The organism is Halalkalicoccus sp. NIPERK01 (assembly GCF_030287405.1).
Lineage (GTDB): Archaea > Halobacteriota > Halobacteria > Halobacteriales > Halalkalicoccaceae > Halalkalicoccus.
In genome coordinates this window covers 429177-448530 of sequence record NZ_JASVVV010000002.1, presented here as the reverse complement: position 1 = coordinate 448530, position 19354 = coordinate 429177, and the positions used below count along the sequence as shown (strand labels likewise).

16 protein-coding genes are annotated in these 19354 nt (G+C 67.0%); 5 read left to right on the top strand and 11 right to left on the bottom strand.

Annotation, left to right across the window (positions count from 1 at the left end; genetic code table 11):
• The first annotated feature begins 332 nt into the window (after nucleotides 1–332).
• Nucleotides 333–761 (top strand): 30S ribosomal protein S12, encoded by a 429-nt coding sequence (locus tag QRT08_RS08405; protein ID WP_066379047.1) that lies wholly within the window; start codon nucleotides 333–335, stop codon nucleotides 759–761.
• Complete coding sequence (locus tag QRT08_RS08400) at nucleotides 761–1375, top strand: 30S ribosomal protein S7 (protein ID WP_286045492.1); 615 nt, start codon at nucleotides 761–763, stop codon at nucleotides 1373–1375. Before QRT08_RS08405 ends, QRT08_RS08400 begins: the two co-directional genes overlap by 1 nt.
• Here the strand turns inward: QRT08_RS08400 and QRT08_RS08395 are convergent.
• The 5 genes from QRT08_RS08395 to QRT08_RS08375 all read right to left on the bottom strand — a co-directional run bounded on the left by QRT08_RS08395 (nucleotide 1372) and on the right by QRT08_RS08375 (nucleotide 8201).
• Nucleotides 1372–2298 carry an NAD-dependent epimerase/dehydratase family protein gene (locus QRT08_RS08395; protein WP_286045491.1) on the bottom strand — a complete coding sequence of 309 codons (927 nt, stop codon included), beginning with the start codon at nucleotides 2296–2298 and terminating at the stop codon, nucleotides 1372–1374. The genes QRT08_RS08400 and QRT08_RS08395 overlap by 4 nt on opposite strands.
• A gap of 38 nt (nucleotides 2299–2336) precedes the next feature.
• Nucleotides 2337–3971: a glycosyltransferase family 39 protein gene (locus QRT08_RS08390; protein WP_286045490.1), complete on the bottom strand. Its 1635-nt coding sequence runs from the start codon at nucleotides 3969–3971 to the stop codon at nucleotides 2337–2339.
• Nucleotides 3972–5339, bottom strand: a complete 1368-nt coding sequence (locus QRT08_RS08385) for an NAD(P)/FAD-dependent oxidoreductase (RefSeq protein WP_286045489.1) — start codon at nucleotides 5337–5339, stop codon at nucleotides 3972–3974. It abuts the gene before it with no gap.
• Between the two features lie 15 nt (nucleotides 5340–5354).
• Nucleotides 5355–7163: a flippase-like domain-containing protein gene (locus tag QRT08_RS08380; protein ID WP_286045488.1), complete on the bottom strand. Its 1809-nt coding sequence runs from the start codon at nucleotides 7161–7163 to the stop codon at nucleotides 5355–5357.
• 282 nt (nucleotides 7164–7445) lie between these two features.
• Nucleotides 7446–8201, bottom strand: coding sequence for a DUF5781 family protein (locus tag QRT08_RS08375; protein WP_286045487.1), 756 nt, complete (start codon nucleotides 8199–8201; stop codon nucleotides 7446–7448).
• A 490-nt stretch (nucleotides 8202–8691) separates the two neighbouring features.
• Between QRT08_RS08375 and QRT08_RS08370 the strand changes: the two genes are divergently transcribed.
• Both QRT08_RS08370 and QRT08_RS08365 read left to right on the top strand, forming a co-directional pair.
• Nucleotides 8692–10878 carry an elongation factor EF-2 gene (locus QRT08_RS08370; protein ID WP_286045486.1) on the top strand — a complete coding sequence of 729 codons (2187 nt, stop codon included), beginning with the start codon at nucleotides 8692–8694 and terminating at the stop codon, nucleotides 10876–10878.
• Nucleotides 10879–11033: 155 nt separating this feature from the next.
• Complete coding sequence (locus QRT08_RS08365) at nucleotides 11034–11591, top strand: sugar O-acetyltransferase (RefSeq protein ID WP_286045485.1); 558 nt, start codon at nucleotides 11034–11036, stop codon at nucleotides 11589–11591.
• Nucleotides 11592–11694: 103 nt separating this feature from the next.
• Here the strand turns inward: QRT08_RS08365 and mce are convergent, their stop codons facing one another.
• The 3 genes from mce to QRT08_RS08350 form a co-directional block, all read right to left on the bottom strand.
• On the bottom strand, nucleotides 11695–12078 hold the full coding sequence (gene mce / locus QRT08_RS08360; protein WP_286045484.1) for a methylmalonyl-CoA epimerase: 384 nt from the start codon (nucleotides 12076–12078) through the stop codon (nucleotides 11695–11697).
• 144 nt (nucleotides 12079–12222) lie between these two features.
• Nucleotides 12223–13086, bottom strand: coding sequence for a 2-oxoacid:ferredoxin oxidoreductase subunit beta (locus QRT08_RS08355; RefSeq protein WP_286045483.1), 864 nt, complete (start codon nucleotides 13084–13086; stop codon nucleotides 12223–12225).
• Nucleotides 13083–14831, bottom strand: a complete 1749-nt coding sequence (locus QRT08_RS08350) for a 2-oxoacid:acceptor oxidoreductase subunit alpha (protein WP_286045482.1) — start codon at nucleotides 14829–14831, stop codon at nucleotides 13083–13085. The genes QRT08_RS08355 and QRT08_RS08350 overlap by 4 nt, the downstream gene beginning before the upstream one ends.
• A gap of 109 nt (nucleotides 14832–14940) precedes the next feature.
• Here QRT08_RS08350 and QRT08_RS08345 point away from each other — a divergent pair, with 109 nt between their 5' ends.
• Complete coding sequence (locus QRT08_RS08345) at nucleotides 14941–15561, top strand: FAD-dependent oxidoreductase (protein WP_286045481.1); 621 nt, start codon at nucleotides 14941–14943, stop codon at nucleotides 15559–15561.
• A 303-nt stretch (nucleotides 15562–15864) separates the two neighbouring features.
• Here the strand turns inward: QRT08_RS08345 and QRT08_RS08340 are convergent, their stop codons facing one another.
• The 3 genes from QRT08_RS08340 to kdgK1 form a co-directional block, all read right to left on the bottom strand.
• On the bottom strand, nucleotides 15865–16857 hold the full coding sequence (locus QRT08_RS08340) for a DUF8159 domain-containing protein (protein WP_286045480.1): 993 nt from the start codon (nucleotides 16855–16857) through the stop codon (nucleotides 15865–15867).
• Between the two features lie 71 nt (nucleotides 16858–16928).
• Nucleotides 16929–18323 (bottom strand): dihydrolipoyl dehydrogenase family protein, encoded by a 1395-nt coding sequence (locus tag QRT08_RS08335; protein WP_286045479.1) that lies wholly within the window; start codon nucleotides 18321–18323, stop codon nucleotides 16929–16931.
• A gap of 55 nt (nucleotides 18324–18378) precedes the next feature.
• Nucleotides 18379–19332, bottom strand: a complete 954-nt coding sequence (kdgK1, locus tag QRT08_RS08330; RefSeq protein ID WP_286045478.1) for a bifunctional 2-dehydro-3-deoxygluconokinase/2-dehydro-3-deoxygalactonokinase — start codon at nucleotides 19330–19332, stop codon at nucleotides 18379–18381.
• Nucleotides 19333–19354 lie beyond the last annotated feature (22 nt).

Below are 19354 nucleotides of genomic sequence, written 5' to 3'. Positions count from 1 at the left end.
GCGCGCGCTATCCCCAGTCTTCCCGATATCGCGGGTTTGGGACCTCTTACCTCCCGGATACGGTGACCGAAGAGGTCCTATCCGCACGGTTACACAACCCATCACAGTAGTACACTATCGTACCGAAGACTAAATACTCCTCCGTTCGTCGCCGATGCGTGTCATATATTAACACTTGATACGAGATAGCATTCAACACACGAGATCGACGCCCGGCGACCGAAGCTCCGCGGTCCACCACCGGCCACCTCGACGACAGGTACCGGCCGCAACCGCACGGCGGCGGCCAAAAGGCGAGTCTTAAGTGGCTCGATGGGGTAGAAACCGGTACTATGGGAAACGGCAAGTACGCGGCGCGTAAACTCAAGCGCGACCGCCAGAACCACCGGTGGTCGGACTCGGAGTACGCCCGCCGGGAGCGTGGCCTCCGAAAGAAATCCGACCCCCTCGAGGGCGCCCCGCAGGGCCGGGGCATCGTCCTCGAGAAGGTGGGAATCGAGGCGAAACAGCCCAACTCCGCGATCCGAAAGTGCGTGCGGGTACAGCTGATCAAGAACGGCAAGCAGGTCACCGCCTTCTGTCCCGGCGACGGCGCGATCAGCTTCATCGACGAACACGACGAGGTGACCATCGCGGGGATCGGCGGCGCGAAGGGTCGTGCGATGGGCGACCTCTCGGGCGTGAACTACAAGGTCGACAAGGTGAACGGCGTCAGCCTGCTCGAACTCGTTCGAGGAAACGCCGAGAAACCGGTGCGATAATGTCCGAAACCGAAGCCCCCGAGCCGGACCAGCCGGCCGGTTCCGACGACGTCGACACCGACGCGCTGCTCTTTGGCCGCTGGGAGATCGGCGAGATCGAGTACGCCGACCCGAGCACCAAACGCTACATCACAGTGACGCCCATCGCGCACACGATGGGACGGCACGCCGGCAAGCAGTTCCAGAAGAGCGAGGTCAGCATCGTCGAGCGGTTGATCAACCGCCTGATGCAGACCGAGGAGAACACCGGCAAGAAGCAGCAGGCGCTCGGAATCGTCCGCGACGCCTTCGAGACGGTCCACGAGCGCACCGAGGAGAACCCGATCCAGGTGCTCGTCCACGCCGTCGAGAACGCCGGCCCGCGCGAGGAGACCGTCCGCCTGAAGTACGGCGGCATCTCCGTCCCGAAGGCGGTCGACGTCGGCCCCCAGCGCCGCGTCGATCAGGCGCTGAAGTTCATCGCCGAGGGCGCGTACAACGCCTCCTTCAAGACCTCCACCGACGCGAGCGAGGCGCTCGCCCAGCAGTTGATCGGCGCGGCGGACTACGACGTCCAGACGTACGCCATCAACCAGAAAGAGGAGAAAGAACGCGTCGCCGCCGCCGCCCGCTAGATCTCTTCTACCAGTTCGCGGGTCGCCCTCCTGACCGCGTCGTCGCTCGAGTTCTCGGGCGTCCAGCCGAGCGCGGCGAGTTTCTCGACCGAGAGGCGCATCCGCGGGATGTCGCCGGTCCAGCCGCGCTCGCCGCCGGTGTACTCGTAGTCGGGATCCAGCCCCATCTCCTCGCTCACGACGTCCGCGATCCGCGTCACCGAGGTGGTCGTCCGCGTCCCGACGTTGTAGGTGTTCAGCGGCGCGTCCGCGTTCCGGATGACGTGTTCCATCGCGTCGAGACAGTCCTCGACGTGCATGTACGACTTCTCCTGGCGGCCGTCCCCGAGGATCGTCAGGGTATCGGGATCCTCGCGGAGCTTCTCGATGAAGTCGGGGACGACCGCGCCCCGCAGGCGGGAGCCGACGATGTTCGCGAAGCGGAAGTTCCAGACCCGCATTCCGTGGGTGTGGGCGTAGACCGAGAGCAGATGTTCGTCCGCGAGTTTCGACGCGCCGTAGACGCTGATCGGTTCGAGGGGCGCGTAGTCCTCGGGCGTCGGCGAGGGCGCTTCCCCGTACACCGTCGACGACGAGGTGAACGCGAAGCGGTCGACACCGACCTCGCGGGCGCGTTCGAGGAGGTTGTAGGTCATCGCGGTGTTGTCCTCGAACTGCTTTCGGGGCGAGTCGGTGTCGACGAGTTTGGCGGCCGCGAGGTGGATCACGGCGTCGACGTCCCCGGTGAGCGCCGCCTCGACCCCCTCGGGGTCGGTGAGGTCGCGTTCGACGAACTCGGCGCTATCGGGCACCCACTCGCGTCGTCCGTTCGAGAGGTCGTCCGCGACGATCACGTCGTTGGCGTCGAGCAGTCGCTCCGCGAGGTGTGAGCCGATGGTTCCCGCGCCGCCGGTGACGAGCAGTCGCTTGCCTGCAAGCTCCATACGCCGAGTGTGTCGTCGCGTTCCATTGTCCTTCCGGATCAGTCCGTCACCCGATAGACCATCGCGCCGTCGTTCTCGTAGACGAGTTCGTAGCGATCGCTCTCGATCATCGACTCGCGCATCGCCTCGTCCTGCGTCTGGACGCCCGATCCCGCGGTGTACTCGCCGTTGGGAACGTAGACGTAGTCGGGATCGAGGTCGTACTCCTCAAGGGTGGCGGTGATGCAGGCCTCGTCGTCACAGGCGGTCAGATCGCCGTGAAGCGCCCGCTGGTGTTCGTACTGCTCGGGCGTGGTCCACTCGACGCCCCACCACACGGTGAGGCCCGTGCGCTCTGCGACGTAGGGGAACCACTCGGCGGCGTCGCCGAGGACGACGAACTGCGCGTCCGCCGGCGTCTCGCTTCTGACCCACTCCATCGCCTCGATGTCGTCGCCGTCGACGTACGACGACATGGCGTTTCTGTCCTCGCCCGGGGGGTCGCCGGCGACGTACAGCGCGCCGAACCAGGTCGTCGTCACCACGAGCGCGACGAGCGCCACGGCCGCGACGGTCTCGCGGCCGCCATCGGCGTCGGCTCCCGGCGACGACTCGCCCCGGTCGCCCCGGCCGGTGGCGACCTCGGCCAGCCACGGGACGACCGCGCCGGCGACCGCCATCCCCATGAGCATCGCGCCGGGGATGTACGCGAAGCGGGGCTGAGTGATCACGACGGCCGTGACGACGAACCACGCCGGCAGCGCGTACCGGCGCTTCGAGAGGGCGTAGACCGCGCCCGCGAGGACGAGCGAGCCGGTGAGCAGTTCAGAGGGGAAACTCGAACTGTGAAAGAGCAACACGTCGGCGAGGACGTCCTGTAGCTCGGAGCTGAAGAGCCCGCCGTGGGTCGCGGAGGCGTTGAGGATGGTCTCGTAGCCGTAGGTCAGCGACACGTAGAGCCACCACGGCGCGCCGACGATCGCCCCGCCGACGGCGACGGCCGCGCCGTTCACCAGCCCGCGAATCGAGGGGTCGAAGACGGCGAACAGCACCAGGTACGACAGCCCGAAGTACGCCATCTGGACCGGATGGGTCAGCATCGTCAGCCCGTAGAGGAGTGCGCCGGGGAGGATCCAGCGCCGGTCGCCGGTCTTGAACAGCCGCACGCCGACGTAGAGGCCGGCGAGCAGGAACAGGACGGCCGGCCCCCTCACCGTCCCGCCGCCGGAGATGTTCCACCGGACGATCTGTGGGACGACCGCGAGCATGACGGTCGCGAACCCCGCCTGCCGGACCGGGAGGAACTCCCGGGCCAGATAGAAATAGGGGATCAACGCGAGCACGATCGCGACCCCCGGGAGCAGTCTGACGAGCCGGAAGGGATCGACACCGAGGTCGATCAGGACCGCCATGACGTAGAACATGAGCGGCGGGTAGGCGAAGGGCACCCCGTCGGCGGTGTAGAGGGGGATCGTCTCGGGCCTGCGATAGCCGTTCTCGATGAGGAGTTCGGCCATGTGGGGGAACAGCGCCGTCGCGTACGCGGGGTACGGGTGGGTCAGGTAGTAGCTCGCGACGACGACGCTCCCCGCCAGCAGCGAGACCGCGAGCCAGACCCGCTCGTCGTCGAGCAGCGCGCCGACCGTGAGCGTCGACGACTCCCGTTCCTCGCGCTCGCCGTACTCTCCGGCCATCTATTCGGTGCGCCCCGCGATGGGCTGGCGGGCGACGCTCCCCTCCTCGATCAGGTCAGCACACGCGTACCCGGCCTCGATCGCGCCGTTCAGACTGCGCTCGGGGTACTGTGCGCGACTCGCCATCCCCGCGTAGTAGACGCCCTCGCCAACCGAGGGAGAGAGGTCGTAGGGAACGACCATGTCGAGGTAGCCCCGCTCGTAGACCGGCGCGCTCCGGGGGTTTCTGGCCGTCCGGATCCAGTTCACACTGTCGCGATCGAAGTCGGGGAACAGCGACTCGATGCCCGAGAGCCACGTCTCCTCGACCTCCTCGTCGTCCATCCGCCAGAGATCCTCCTCGGGGCTCTGGATGTAGCTCGCGGCGTACAGCAGGTGTTCGCCGCCGTAGCGCTCGCGCGGGACGAAGTTCGTGTGTTCGAGCAGCGCGCCGAAGGGCGCCTCGTCGGCGATGTTGAGCCAGTAGGTGTCCATGAGCGACTCCTCGAGGCTCAGCACCGAACAGACCGTCCCCTGGAACTCGATGTCACACTGATAACCCGTCAGCTCCTCTAAGACGTTCGGCATCGCGGCGACGACGACGCTGTCGACGTCGTGGCGCTCCTTGTTCCCCTCGCGCTCGACGACGAGCCGATCCGCCCGCCCGCCCGAGAGCTCGACGTCGCTCACGCGCGCGCCCGTCGTGATGTTCTCCCGTCCGACCGCCTCGATCAACGCGTCGATCAGCCGGGCGAACCCGCCGTCGAAGTAGCCGAGGATCTCGCCCCGGCGGAGGTCGCGCTCGCCGCGGAACTTCACCCGGCCGAGCAGCCACGCCGCGCTGACCTCCTCCTTTCGATCGCCGAACTTCGCGTCCAGAAGCGGCTCGAAGAAGTTCTCGTAGATCCCGCGGGTGGTGTGTTCGAGCAGGAACTCCTTTACTGGGACCTCCTCGTAGTCCTCGATGTCCTCGTAGGTGTCGAATCGCGGAATCCCGCCTCGGAGGTCGATCTCCTTGGTGAGCGCGGCCAGCCGGACCTTGTCGTAGAGGCTCATGTGGGGGTAGGTCAGAATCTCGAGCGGCGTGTCCAGCGGGTGGACCTCGCCGTCGACGTAGTAGGCGTTCTTCCCGACGAGCCACTCGATCTCGGTCCCGAGGCCGAGTTCCGAGGCGAGTTCGACGATGGTGTGTTCGGACTTCGAGAGGTGGTGGTAGAACTGCTCGATGGGGTCGCCCGCCGTCTCGTAGGTCGCGGCCAATCCCCCCAGCGCGTCGCTCGCCTCGAAGACCTGTACGTCGTGGCCCCGCTTCTGTAACCGATAGGCGGCGGCCAGTCCGGCGATTCCTCCGCCGACGATCCCGACGGTATCCGCGTCAGTCCGTGTCATAGTAGTAGGGATGATCTAATCCGAATCGGCCGCGACCTCGCGTGCCTCGCGGCTCTCCTCGACGGCGGTGGTCAGCGAGACGTTGAGCGCGAGCATCGAGCCCGCACCGCCCAGCACCGTGACGCCGTTCTTGATCGCGTGATCGACGATCGCCGCGCCCAGCGCGACGCTCGCGCCGATGGGCGTGAGCGCGACGACCAGCACCGTAAAGGCCCCCTCGTACATCCCGATGCCGCCGGGCGAGAGGGGAAGCACCTTCGCGAGGTTGCCGACGCTGACCGCGAAGAAACTCACCGTCACCAGCGTCACCCACGAGACCTCGACCCCGAACGCCAGCAGGACGATGATCGCCGCGAGCACGTCGATGCTCCAGATGGCGAAACTGCTCGCGGCGATCCGGGCCGAGGCCCGCCGGTTGCCCGCCACGAGTTGGACGTCGCCGACGAACCGTTCCGCGATCTCGGTGATGAACTCCGCGGAGGCGCCCGACCCGAGACGGTCCCCGAACGCCCGCACGTAGTTGCGGTCGGTTCGGACGCTCAGGACGATCACCCCGATCGCCGCGAACGCGGCCAGCCCGACCGTGGCGGCGGCGATCATCGTCGCCCGTCCGCCCCCCGGGACGTTGCTGCCGACGACGTCGGCGTACAGTCCGCCGACGCTCGTCGCGCCGGTGGCCGCCAGTCCCAGGAACACCGTCCCCGCGAGCGCGGTGACCATCAGCAGGTCGAACACCCGCTCGATGGCCAGCGAGGCGAAGCCCGACGGGTAGGGGACGTTCCGCCGCGCCTTGACGATGTACGCTCGAATGGGATCGCCCGCGCGGGCGGGAAAGACCACGTTCCCCGTCTGGCTGATGAAGATCGCGCCGGTCAGGAAGCCGACCTTCTCGTGAAAGCCGAGTTCGTCGAGGATGTCCCGGTAGCGAACCCCCATCAGCGGCAGCGAGACCACGTAGACCAGCGCCGACAGCGCGATCAACAGCGGGTCGGCCTCGCTCATGCGGGCCAGCACCTCACCGATGTCGAAGAACTGCGCGCCGAAGACGATCAGAAGCAGCGTGAACAGGATCCCGCCGGCGACCGTCGTCCGCTGGGTGATGCGCGGGTCGACCGAGTACTCCCACCACATCCGCCCGACACCGCCGCCCATGTCGAGGACGTCGCGCGAGAAGTCGACCGTCGAGTCGCCCTTCGACGTCCACTCGACGGGGAACTCCTTGACGCGGTAGCCCATGTTTTGGGCGCGCACGAGCACCTCGGTGTCCCAGTACCAGTGGTCGTCCTCGACGGCGTCGAACAGCTCGAAGGCCGTCTCGCGGTCGAACGCCTTGAACCCACACTGGTGGTCCCTGAGGTCGGAGGGAAGCGCCAGCCGGACGAGCCCGTTGAACACGCGGCTCGCGCCGCCGCGTTTCAGCGGCCGGTCCGCCTTTCGGCCGGGCATCCACCGCGAGCCGGTCGCCACGTCGTAGCCCTCGGTCCGGATGCTCTCGACGAGTTCCTCGAGATGGCGCATGTCGGTCGCCAGATCCGTATCGAAGAAGACCAGCACCTCGCCCTCCGAGACCCGAAACGCCTGTTCGACCGCGCCGCCGCGCCCGAGACGCTCCTCGCCGTGGAAATGTCTGACCCGCGGGTCTTCCTCGGCGAGCCGGCTCGCGATCTCGGGGGTCCGATCCGAACAGCCGTCCTCCGCGACGATGACCTCGAAGTCCTCGGCGGGCAGGAACCCTTCTAGCGTTCGGATCGTGGTCTCGACGGTCCCCTCGATCGTCTCCTCCTCGTTGTACGCCGGCAGGACGACGCTGACGGCGCGGCTCATCGATCGAACCGTCCGTCGGAAACGTCTCGTATCGGGGCCGATCGCGCCCGTTCGGGTCGAACTCCGTCGTGTTCAGGGGGCCGACGCCGCCGTCGAGGGCTCCCCATCGATATGGATGTCTCCGTCATCGTCCCAGCCCACCTATGTAGCACATCTGGAACCCGCGTCGTCATAAACCCCTTGCTGGAGGATTCACCCCGTTCATATAGACAGCGCGATTTCATGTCGGGATTGATATGTGTTCCTGCTCTGGCTGCCGGGTAGACACGTCCCGACCCCCGCTCAGTCGGCCGCCGGCGCATCGGCGGCCGTCGCGTACGTCCGGGTCGCGGAGACGAGCGACTTCCGGTACTCGCTCTCGTCGGGATCGCTCGCGAGGTCCCGGAACCGGCGTTTGAACGACTCGAACCCGATCCCCGGCGCGTCGCGCGCCGCCGCGTACGCCAGGTCGTAGAGGCGGTGGTCGTCGTCGACGAGGTCGTGGCGCTCGACGAGCGCGAGCGCGAAGGCGGCGTTGACGGCCGTGATCTCCGGATCGGCGCTCGGCGAGATCTGCTCGAAGCCCGGTCGGGGCGGCGTCGGCCGGTCGGCCAGCGCCGCCGCCAGCCCCGATTCGAGAAAGGAGACGAGTTTGTCGGTCGGCCCCAGCGTGAGCGTGATGTCGTCGGCGTAGATGTCCTTCATGTGGTTCGCGATCTGGTAGCAGTGCGCGAGCCGTCGGCGCTCGACGGCGCGTCCGGAGAGCGCGAGAAACAGCGCCTCCTCGGTCGACTGGGTGTGCGAGGGGTGGCCGCCCTCGTTTCGGTGCATGTGGGCGAACTCGTGGAGGGCGAGTTCGCGGGCCATCGCGCTCGTGGCGGCCTGTTTGGAGATGTTGAGCACGTGGTACTCGCCGGGGTGGGCGGTCCACGTGCGCTCGTCGGGGTCCTCGCGGACCCGGACGCGCACGGGGAGCGAGAGGTCGTACTCGGTCTCGAAGAGGTCGCGGGCACTCAGAAACGGGGAGGGTGGGGCGGAACCTGTCACTCGAACGTCCATGTCTGTCCGTACCACGGGTTCGAGGGGTATGACCCTTCCGCCGAAAGCCCTCGGCGCACCCTGACGGGTGCGCCTCGCCCTTTTCATTTCCGCCAGGCACCGCCGAGTCGCGCCGTCCGGTCGGACGGCGCTCTCGGGACGCCTGCCCTCCCCCGCGCTCCTCACGCGGGCGGCGATTTTGCCGCCCGCGCTCGGCCCGGCCACCGCCCTGTTCTTCAGAGCCTTTGTTCTGCGCGAGCGAGTCTCTACCATGATCCCCTCATACGGACCGCCGCATTCGGTGTGGACCGCCGAAACGGGGCGTAGCCCCGTGGAGGCGGCTTTTTGTCGCCAGAAACCTCCGGTTTCTGGCTGCTAACCAGAACGCGAAGCGTTCTGGTGATGGAGGATATTTTTGCTCGGAGCGGTTCGTGCTTCGCACGAACCCGACGAGTAAAAAGGTCCGGGGGAAACACTACCCTTTTCACTCCGCTACCGGTAGGAGACGGTAATGGGCCGACGAAAGAAGATCGTTCAGGAGTGTGAACGGTTGATGGACAAGCCGGAGAACATCCGGAACATCGCCATCGCCGCACACGTCGATCACGGCAAGACGACGCTGACGGACAACCTGCTGGCCGGCGCGGGCATGATCGCCGACGAGGGCGAGGCCACCCGGCTGATGATGGACACCGAGGAGGACGAACAGGAGCGCGGGATCACCATCGACGCGGCGAACGTCTCGATGACCCACGAGTACGAGGACACCAACCACCTCATCAACCTCATCGACACGCCGGGTCACGTCGACTTCGGCGGGGACGTCACCCGCGCGATGCGCGCGGTCGACGGCGCCCTGGTCGTCGTCGACGCCGTCGAGGGCGCGATGCCCCAGACCGAAACCGTCGTGCGACAGGCGCTGCGCGAGGGCGTCAAACCCACCCTCTTCATCAACAAGGTCGACCGCCTCATCAGCGAACTCCAGGAGGGCCCCGAGGAGATGCAAGAGCGCCTCCTGAGCGTCATCGCGGACGTCAACGAGCTCATCCGCGGGATGACCCAGGACATGGACGACATCGACGACTGGACGGTCTCCGTCGAGGACGGCACCGTCGCGTTCGGTTCGGCGCTGTACCGCTGGGGCGTCTCGATGCCCTCGATGCAGGCGACCGGCATCGACTTCGGCGACATCATCGAACTCGAGCGCAACGGCGAGCGCCAGGAGCTCCACGACCGGACGCCGCTGTCGGACGTCGTGCTCGACATGGTCTGTGAGCACTTCCCGAACCCGCTCGACGCCCAGCCCCGTCGTATCCCGCGCATCTGGCGCGGCGACGACGAGTCCGAACTCGCCGAGGGGATGCGACTGGTCGACGACGAGGGCGAGGTCGTCCTGATGGTCACCGACATCGGCATCGACCCTCACGCCGGCGAGATCGCCGCCGGTCGCGTCTTCTCCGGCACCATCGAGAAGGGCCAGGAGCTCTACGTCTCGGGCACCGCGGGCAAGAACCGCGTCCAGTCGGTCGGGATCTACATGGGCGGCGAGCGCGAGGAGGTCGAACACGTCCCCGCCGGCAACATCGCCGCCGTCACCGGGTTGCGCGATGCCATCGCCGGCTCGACCGTCTCCTCGGTGGAGATGACACCGTTCGAGTCGATCGAACACATCTCCGAGCCCGTCATCACCAAGAGCGTCGAGGCGAAGAGCATGGACGACCTTCCGAAGCTCATCGAGACCCTCCGCCAAGTGTCGAAGGAGGACCCCACGATCCAGGTCACGATCAACGAGGACACCGGCGAGCACCTCATCTCGGGCCAGGGCGAACTTCACCTCGAAGTGATCACCCAGCGCATCGAGCGCAACCAGGGCATTCCAGTAAACACCGGTGAGCCGATCGTCGTCTACCGCGAGGCGATCCGCGAGCCGACCGACACCGTCGAGGGGATCTCGCCGAACCGCCACAACCGGTTCTACCTCACCGCAGAACCCCTCCCCGAGGAGATCGTCGACCAGATCAAGCTCGGCGAGGTCTCGATGGACATGCCCGAACAGGAGCGCCGCGAGGCCCTCCAGGAGGCGGGCATGGACAAGGACACCTCCCAGAACGTCGAACACATCTTCGGCACGAACGTCCTGATCGACGATACCAAGGGGATCCAGCACCTCAACGAGACGATGGAACTCGTCATCGAGGGGCTCGAGGAGGCCCTCGACGAGGGGCCCCTCGCGGGTGAACCCGTCCAGGGCACCCTGCTTCGCCTGAACGACGCCCGCCTGCACGAGGACACCATCCACCGGGGTCCCGCGCAGGTCATTCCCGCCGTTCGTCGCGCGGTCCACCGCGCGCTCATCGCCGGGAAGGTCGCGCTGCTCGAACCCATCCAGGACGTCCGCATCGACGTCCCCAGCGAACACATGGGATCGGCCAGCGGCGAGATCCAGGGCCGTCGTGGCCGCGTCGACGACATGTACCAGGAAGGTGACCTCATGGTCATCGAGGGGATCGCCCCCGTCGACGAGATGATCGGCTTCTCCTCGGACATCCGCAGCGCCACCGAGGGACGGGCCTCGTGGAACACCGAGAACGCCGGCTTCCGCGTGATGGCCGACAACCTCCAGCGCGAGACGATCATGGAGATCCGCGAGCGAAAGGGCATGAAGCTCGAACTGCCCGAATCGATCGATTACTTCTAGACGCGGACCTTTTTACGGGGGTCCTCGCTCACTGCGTTCGCTCGAACCCCCGTAAAAATCTCCTCCAAAAAGCCGGCGCGGCTCCGCCGCGCCGGACCGCCACCGCACCTACCTACAACAGTAACTCGTATCCCGGCGAGCGATCGACATCCGCTATGACCAGCGAGCGCGAGAGGATGCTTCGCGGCGAACTCTACGATGCGAGCGACCCACGACTCGTCGCCGAGCGCCAGCGCGCCCGCGAACTCGCCCACGAGTACAACCACACCGCGGAGGATGAACCCGATCGGCGCGAGCGAATTTTGGAAGAGCTGTTCGGCTCCGTCGAGGGTGACCTCTTCGTCGAACCGCCGTTTCGCTGTGACTACGGCTCGAACATCCACGTCGGCGAGGACTTCTACGCGAACTTCGACTGCGTGATTCTGGACGTCCGTCGGGTCGAGTTCGGCCGGGACTGCCTGCTGGGGCCGGGCGTCCACGTCTACACCGCGACCCACCCGCTCGACGCCGACGAGCGCGCAGCGGGCCTCGAATACGGCGAGCCGGTCGCCGTCGGCGACGGCGTCTGGATCGGCGGGCGAGCGGTGCTCAATCCCGGCGTCACGGTCGGGGATGGTGCGGTGATCGCCTCGGGCGCGGTCGTCACCGAGGACGTTCCCGACGGGGTGGTCGTCGGCGGAAACCCGGCGACGGTCGTAAAGACACTGGACTGAGCTCAGAGGGATTCTCGTAGCCACCCGAATGTCGACTCCCGAGGGCCGACGCCGTGGTTCGATCCCCGGACAGGAACTCTCCTGACGTCTACGATACTCCCTATCAGTGTTCCACGAACTCGATCAGGACGCCACCGGTGGACTTCGGGTGCAGGAAGGCGACCTCGTGTTCCCACGCTCCTCCTCGGGGTTCCTCGTCGATGAGGTCGATCCCGGCCTCGCGGGCGCTCGCGAGCGCGCGCTCGATGTCGTCGGTACCGAGCGCGAGGTGGTGGATCCCGGGCCCGTTCCGTTCGAGATAGCGTGCGATCGTTCCTCCCTCGCGGGGTTCGAGCAGTTCGAAATAGCCGCTTTCGAGGTCGAGGAATCGTACGTCCATTCCGTCGAACTCCTCCTCGTGGACCAGCGGGACGTCGAAAACCGTCTCGAACAGTTCAGTCAGCCCTTCCGCGTCGTCGGTCGCGATGCCGGCGTGATCGAAGCGCATACTGCTCGTAGCGTGGCGGTCGGTATAGTTCGCTCCCTCGGCGTTTCGTCTCCGTGGTCGGACTCCGCTGATCCCGTGTTGTGCGGGCGAATCCCGTGGGTTGCTGGCGACTCGCTACTCCCTCCGAAGACGGAAAATCCGACTTCAGTAGAACTCGCGAACGAGGTCCATCGCGCCCTCGGGCGCGCCGTCCGGAATCTCGTTCATCGGCTCCTCGATCCCGAGGCGCTTCTCGTAGCCCACGCTGTCGTCGTCCCGGTAGAGCACGCCCTGATAGATGTTGTCGAAGTCCATGATCTTCCGGCGGGCCTGGTCGTAGTCCGTGGGGTCGTGGTCCTCCTCGTCGAGGTCCACGAGCGAGTCCCGGAAGTAATCGTAGGTGTCGACGTCGTTGAACGTCACACACGGGCTGTACGTGTTGACCAGCGCGAAGCCGTCGTGTTCGATGGCCTGCTCGATGATCTCGGTGTGGCGCATCGCGTCCGAGGAGAACGACTGGGCGATGAACGTGCCGCCGGCGGCCATCGCCAGCGCGAGCGGGTGGACGGGCGACTGCTTGGTCCCTTCGGGCGAGGTCGATGTCTCGAAGTCTTCCCTACTAGTCGGCGAGAACTGGCCCTTGGTCAGCCCGTAGATGCGGTTGTCCATGACGACGTAGGTCATGTCGACGTTTCTCCGTACTGCGTGGATGAAGTGGCCCGCGCCGATCGAGTAGCCGTCGCCGTCGCCGCCCGCGACCATCACTTCCAGTTCGGGATTGGCGAGTTTCACGCCCGTGCCGACCGGTAGCGCACGCCCGTGGACGCCGTGAAGCGCGTACGAGTGCATGTACGTCCCGATCTTGCCCGAGCAGCCGATCCCCGCGCAGATGAAGGTGTCGTCGGGGGTGTTGCCGGTGTTGGCGAGCGCCTTCATCATGCCGTTCATCGTCCCGAAGTCGCCGCAGCCGGGACACCACGTGGGTCGCTTGTCCGACTTGAAGTCGGTGAAGTGTGCCTGAGAGCTCATGCTTTCGCCTCCGATTCGGCGGCGAACGTCTCCGTGATCCGCTCGCGGAGTTCGTCCGCGTTGAACCGGACGCCGTTGTACTTGTTGATGCGCTCGACCCGTGTAAGGGTGTCGCGCTCGACGAGGTCCGCGAACTGCCCCGTCGCGTTACACTCGACGACGACGGTCTTTTCGGCGTTCTCGACGGCCTCCGTCAGATCCGGCCGCGGGAACATGTACGGCACCGAGATGAACCGGACGTCGACCTCGAGGTCCTGCATCGCCTCCCTGATGGCGCCCTCGTTCGAGCCCCACGAGAGCACGAGGTTCTCGGCCTCGGCGTTTCCGAACTCCCGTGGCGACCAGTCCTCCTCTCGCTGGGCGGTCTCGACCTTGCGGTTTCGCTTGTCGACCTGCTGGACCCGTTCGTCGGTGTCCTCGGTTCGCCGCCCGAGTTCGTCGTGTTCGAGGCCGGTCGTCATGTGCGCGCCCTGTTCGGTGCCGGGAAACGCTCGCGGGCTGACGCCGTCGGCGGCGTCGTAGTGGGGCTGGAAGCGGCCCTGTTCGTCGAGGTACTGGTCGATGTTCTCCTCGTCGACGACCTTTCCGCGATCGATCTCGACGGCGTCCATGTCGAACTCGGTGGGAGAAAACGTCTGTTCGGTGACGGCCATCGCCAGATCCGAGACGACGTAGACGGGGGTCTGGTACTTCTCGGCGAGGTTGAACGCCTCGATGGTTTTGTGGAAACACTCGGCGATCGTCGTCGGCGCGAGGACGAACCGGGGGATCTCGCCGTGGCCGCCGTAGAGGGTCATGTTGAGGTCGCCCTGCTCCTGTTTCGTGGGCATCCCCGTCGAGGGGCCCGAGCGCATCACGTCGGCGATCACGAGCGGGGTCTCGCTGGTCGCGATCAGCCCGAACGTCTCGGTCATCAGGTCGATCCCCGGACCCGACGTGGCGGTCATCGAGCGCGCGCCCGCGCGCGCCGCCCCCAGCGCCATGTTGATCGCCGAGAGCTCGTCCTCGGCCTGGACGACCGTGCCGCCGTACCTGTCGATCCGCCCGGTGAGGTACTCCATCACGTTCGTCGCGGGGGTGATGGGATACCCTGCATAAAAGCGACAGCCGGCGACGAGCGCGCCCATGCCGATGGCCTCGTCGCCGTTGAGCAGGACGTAGTCCTCGTCGGTGGTGTCGAGGTCGTAGCCGAAGTCGTGGTCGTAGTTCTCGCGGACGTAATCGCGGCCCTTGCGGGCGGCCTCCTGGTTGTTGTCGACGAGTTTCTGGCCCTTGTCGCCGAAGCGCTTCTCGAGGGCGCTGTCGAGGTGCTCGATCGGGAAGCCCGCCACCTCGCAGGCGGCCCCGAGCGCGACGACGTTCTGCATGATCGCGCCGCCGGCGTCCTCCGCGAGCGATTTGAGGGGAACGTCGAGTTCGATCTGCTCGTCGGGGACCTCGGCGTCCCACGAGCGCTCGCCGTCGTAGATGACGACGCTGTCCTCGTGGAGTTCGTCGAGGTTCTCGTCGATGGTGCGCTGGGTCAGCGCGACGAGGATGTCGAGCCGGTCGACGACGCTGTTGAGTTCGTCCACCGACGTGCGGATCTTGTAGGCGGTGTAGCCCCCGCGGATCCGCGAGGCGAAGTCCTTGGATGTGAAGACGTGTCGTCCAGCCCGTGAGAGTGCCTGGGCGAAGATCTTCCCCGTCGAATCGATCCCATCGCCGGCTTCCCCGCCGATGGCCCAGTTTAGGTCCTCAGGCATGTGGTGTCGAGATAGTCCCGCCGCGGACAAAAAGCCTTGCGTAACCGCCCACTGCGGGGAATCCGTCGCCAAGAGCAAGGATTTTTCCTCGCCATCGAGTACCCTCGCTATGGAACCGACCGAAACCACGATCGCCGCCGTCCGCGACGTGGGTACCGACACCGTCGCGGTCGACCTTGAGACGCCCGCCGGGTTCGACGCACAGCCCGGCCAGTTCGTGAAGCTCTCGACCGAGGTCGAGGGCGAGCACGTCTCGCGATTCTACACCCTCTCGTCGCCCGACGTGGACGAGACGATCGAGATCACCATCGGGATCGACCCCGAGGGGACGCTCGGCCCGTGGATCGCCGACGCGGAGGGCGAGACCGTCACCGTCGAGGGACCGTACGGCAGCGCCTACTACGAGGGCGAGGCCGACTCGCTGATACTGGCGGGCGGGCCGGGCGTCGGCCCCGCCGTCGGGATCGGCGAGCGCGCGCTCGCCGAGGGCAACGACGCCACGGTCGTCTACTGCGACGACGACCCCGCCCACACCGAACGCCTCGACGACCTGCGCGAGGCGGGCGCGACCGTCGTCGTCACCGACGAACTCGCCGACCACGTCGAGAGCTACTACGACGGCCAGCAGACCTTCGTCTACGGCTTCCAGGGGTTCGTCAGCGAGGCGCTCGACGCCCTCGAGAAAGCGGGAGGGAATCCCGACGACGCGAAGGTCGAGAACTTCGGCTGAAAAGCCCTCGCTCGGTGCTGGCGCACCTCGCTCGCCCTTTTTATGTCCGCCAGGACCGCTTGCGAGCGATTTCGATCGAAATCGCTCGCTCGGTAGGCCAGCCCTTCCCCGCCCCACTCGCACGGGCGACGAACGTGCCGCCCGCGCTCGTGGCGGCCACCGCACCGCCACGGGGTGTTATAGGGATTCTCGTAGCCACCCGGATATCTCGATCCCCGAGAGCCGACGCCGCGGATCGATCCCCGCGCAGGAAATCTATGGACCTCTACGACAACCCCTATTAGGATCGAAAGAACCGTCCGCTCAGACCTCGACGTCGACCGTCGTCCAGACCGTCTCGGCGTACTCCTCGCTCGGATCGGCCGGCGAGGTCGCCGTGCCGTTCTCGATCGCCTCGACCCGTTCGAGATAGTCGGTCAGCCACGCGCGCTCGATCCGGTAGGTGTAGAGCGTCCGGCCCTCGTCGTCGGTCACGGTCGCCTCGACCGCGCTCGCGTCGTGGCCGGAGTCGACCAGTCCCCAGAACGCCGCCGAGACCGCGCCCATCTCGTCGATCGCGGGCTCCCAGCCGTCCTCGGCGCTCGTCGCGTACTCGACCCTGACGGTTCCGTCGTCCTCGACGGAGCGCACGTCCACGCCCTGCGCCGCGAGTTCGGCCTCGACGTCCTCGGCGTCGGAGACGTCGGGGCTCCCCGCCGAGGGACCCGCGTGACCGGGGAACTCGTGGAGCACCTCCGGCGACGGGTCGCTCCCGAGGAACGCCGGCGGTTCGCTCGTCTCCTCGGCCCCGTCCGAACCGTTCTCGGTGGGCGTTTCGCCGTCGGCGTCGGATTCACCGCCCGATTCGCCCCCCTCGGCGGGCTCCTCGGCGTCGGAGCCGTCGGACCCCTCGTCGCTCGCGTCCTCCGTACCGGAATCGCCGGCGTTCGATCCGTCGTCCGCGGCGGTCGTCTCCCCGCCGTCGGCGTCGCTACCGCCCGACTCGTCCGACGTCTCGTCGGGGTCGTCCGCACTCCCTCCGTCGCTCGCGTCGTTCGCGTCGTTCGCGTCGTCCGAACCCGACCCGTCGGGCCCGGAGTCGTCACCGTCAGCCGTCTCGTCCGCGTCGCTCTCGGTCTCCCTGGTCGTTCCGCCGCCATCGCCGGCCTCCTCGTCGGCGTCGACGCCCGCTTCCGCCGTATCGGGTTCGTCGATCGGCGCCTCGCCGTCCGAACCGGCGTCGGTGCATCCCGCCGTGAGCACCAACAGCGCACAGACGAGTGCTAACAGGTGTCTCCTGCCGAAATAGTCGAACATAGTCGTGCTGTACCGATACGCTACACTACCGGGGTATTGAATATACCTATAAATATACTAAATCATATATTTCATTCATCGATTCGGGCGCTGGCCTCGCGAAAGAGGCCGTCGAGGATCTCCGGGAGCGTCGGGTGGTACGCCCGGTCGGGGAGGTCGCGGACGTCCAGGCCGAGTTCGATCACGATCTGCATCGTCTTGGCCATCGAGTCGGCGTGGTGGTGCAGCGCCTGATAGCCGATCACGGTGCCGTCCCGCGCGACCACGAGCGTCGCCAGCCCCTCGGGCACGTCCTTCACCTCGAACACGCCGTCGTCCGCGGCCTTTCGAGTGACTTCGATGGGGTCGTAGCCGGCCTCGCGGGCGCTCGCCGCGGTGTGGCCCACGCGGACGAACGGGTACACGCCCAGCCCGCTGAAGATCACGTGGTGGTGGACGTTCTCGTAGGGCTCGAGGTCGCGCTCCTCGCTGTGGGCGACGACGTTCTCCGCCGCCCGGAACCCCTGCTCCTTGGCGACGTGCAGGATCGGCTCGCGGCCGTTCGCGTCCCCGACGACGAAGGTTCGAGGATCGTCCCGTGCCTGCATCGTCGCCTCGACCCAGCCCTCCTCGGGCGAGAGGTCCGTGTTCTCGATTCCCAGCCCGTCGAGGTTCGGCTTCCGGCCCGTGAAGGTGAAGAGCTGATCGGCCTCGATCGTCTCGACCTCGCCTGCGCGTTCGACCTCCATGCGGACGCCCCCCTCGGCCGTCGGCTCGACCGAGCGTTCCCTCGCGTTCGTGAGGATCTCGATCCCGAACTCCTCGCGGTAGAGCTCCAGCAGGGCGTCACCGTACTCGGGAGGCGCCTCGTCGATCGGTCGTTCGTCGTGTTCGATGACCGTCAGCTCCATCCCCGCCGCCTCGGAGAGGTAGGGCACGAGTTCGAGCCCGATGTAGCCGAAACCCATGACGATCCCCGACTCCCCGTACTCGGTCGAATCGAGCACCTCCGCGCTCGTCACTGGGTCGACCTCGTCCATCCCGGGGAGGTCGGGGACGTTCACCGTCGAACCGGTCGCGATCACGACGTAGTCGGCCTCGATCTCGCGGTCGCCGACCGCGAGCGTCTGCGAATCGACGAACCGCGCGGTGTCGTGGACGAACTCGACGTTCTCGCGTTCGGCGAGGTCGTGGACCGCCTCGCGGCGGTGTTCGGCGAAGCCAAGCACCTGTTCGTCCTTCCGCTCGACGACGGCCGAGAGGTCGACCTCGGGGATCCCCGAGAGCCGGTCGTCGTGACGCGTTTGGAACCGGTGTGCGCCCGCGGAGAGCACCGCCTTCGAGGGCATACACCCCCTGAGGATGCAGAGGCCGCCGCCAGGGTCGCCGTCGTCGATCAGCGTCAACTCGACGTCCCTATCGGCGAGCGACCGTGCGACGGCGACGCCGGCGCTCCCGTAGGCACCGACGATCGCGACGTGGGTCATACCCCTCCTTCGAGCGCGTTCGTTTTATCCGTTCCCCGTTCGTGTCACTCCCGTCCTACCGCGAGATCCCGCTTCCCGCCGCGTCGATCACCCGCTCGACCTCCGCGGGCGTGACGACGGCGATGTCGCCCGGGATGGTCCGTTTGAGCGCCGCGGTCGCCGCCCCGTACTCGAGCGCCTCCCCGACGTCGCCACCGGCGATCCGCCGCGCGAGGAACGCGCCGACGAAGGCGTCGCCGGTACCGATGGGATCGTGGGTCTCCGTCTCGACGGCGGGCTGTTCGATCACCTCGCCACCGTGGTACGCGAGCGCGCCCTCCGCCCCGAGCGTGAGCACGACCGTCTCGAAGCCCCATTCGTCGGCCAACCCGCGGGCGATCCCCTCGCGGTCGCCCTCGGCCCCGAGGACGTTCCTCGCGTCGCGCTCGGCGGTCACGAGGACGTCGATGCGATCGAACAGTCCCGTCAGCGTCTCGCGGGCCGCCGCGGGCGACCAGAGCTTGCTCCGGTAGTTCAGGTCGAACGCCGTCCGCGTTCCCGCGTCCTGTGCGCTCCACAGGAGCGTCTCGGTGGTTTCTTCGAGGGTGTCGGAAAGCGCGGGCGTGATCCCGCTCGTGTAGAACCACCCCGCATCGCGGATCCGCTCGGTCGGGAGTTCCTCGGCGTGCGCGGTCGTCACTGCGGCGTCCGCCCGGTCGTAGATCACGTCGGTTCCCCGCGGCTCGCCGGCGAACTCGACGTAGTAGGTGCCCTGTCTGCCCCCGTCGCTCCAGACGGGGTCGGTCTCGAGACCGTAGCTCTCGAGTTCGCTCGTGACGCGCCGGCCGAGCGGCGAGTCCGGCAGTTTCGAGGTCCAGACGGCGTCGGCACCTAGCCGGGCGGCGGCGACCGCGACGTTGCTCTCGGCGCCCGCCGCTCGCACGTCGAGTTCGGTCGTCGTCTCGAGGCGTTCGTTGCCCGGCGGCGAGAGGCGCAACATCGTCTCGCCGAAGGTCACGAGGTCGGTCATGGTCGCCCTTCGCGCGCGAGGC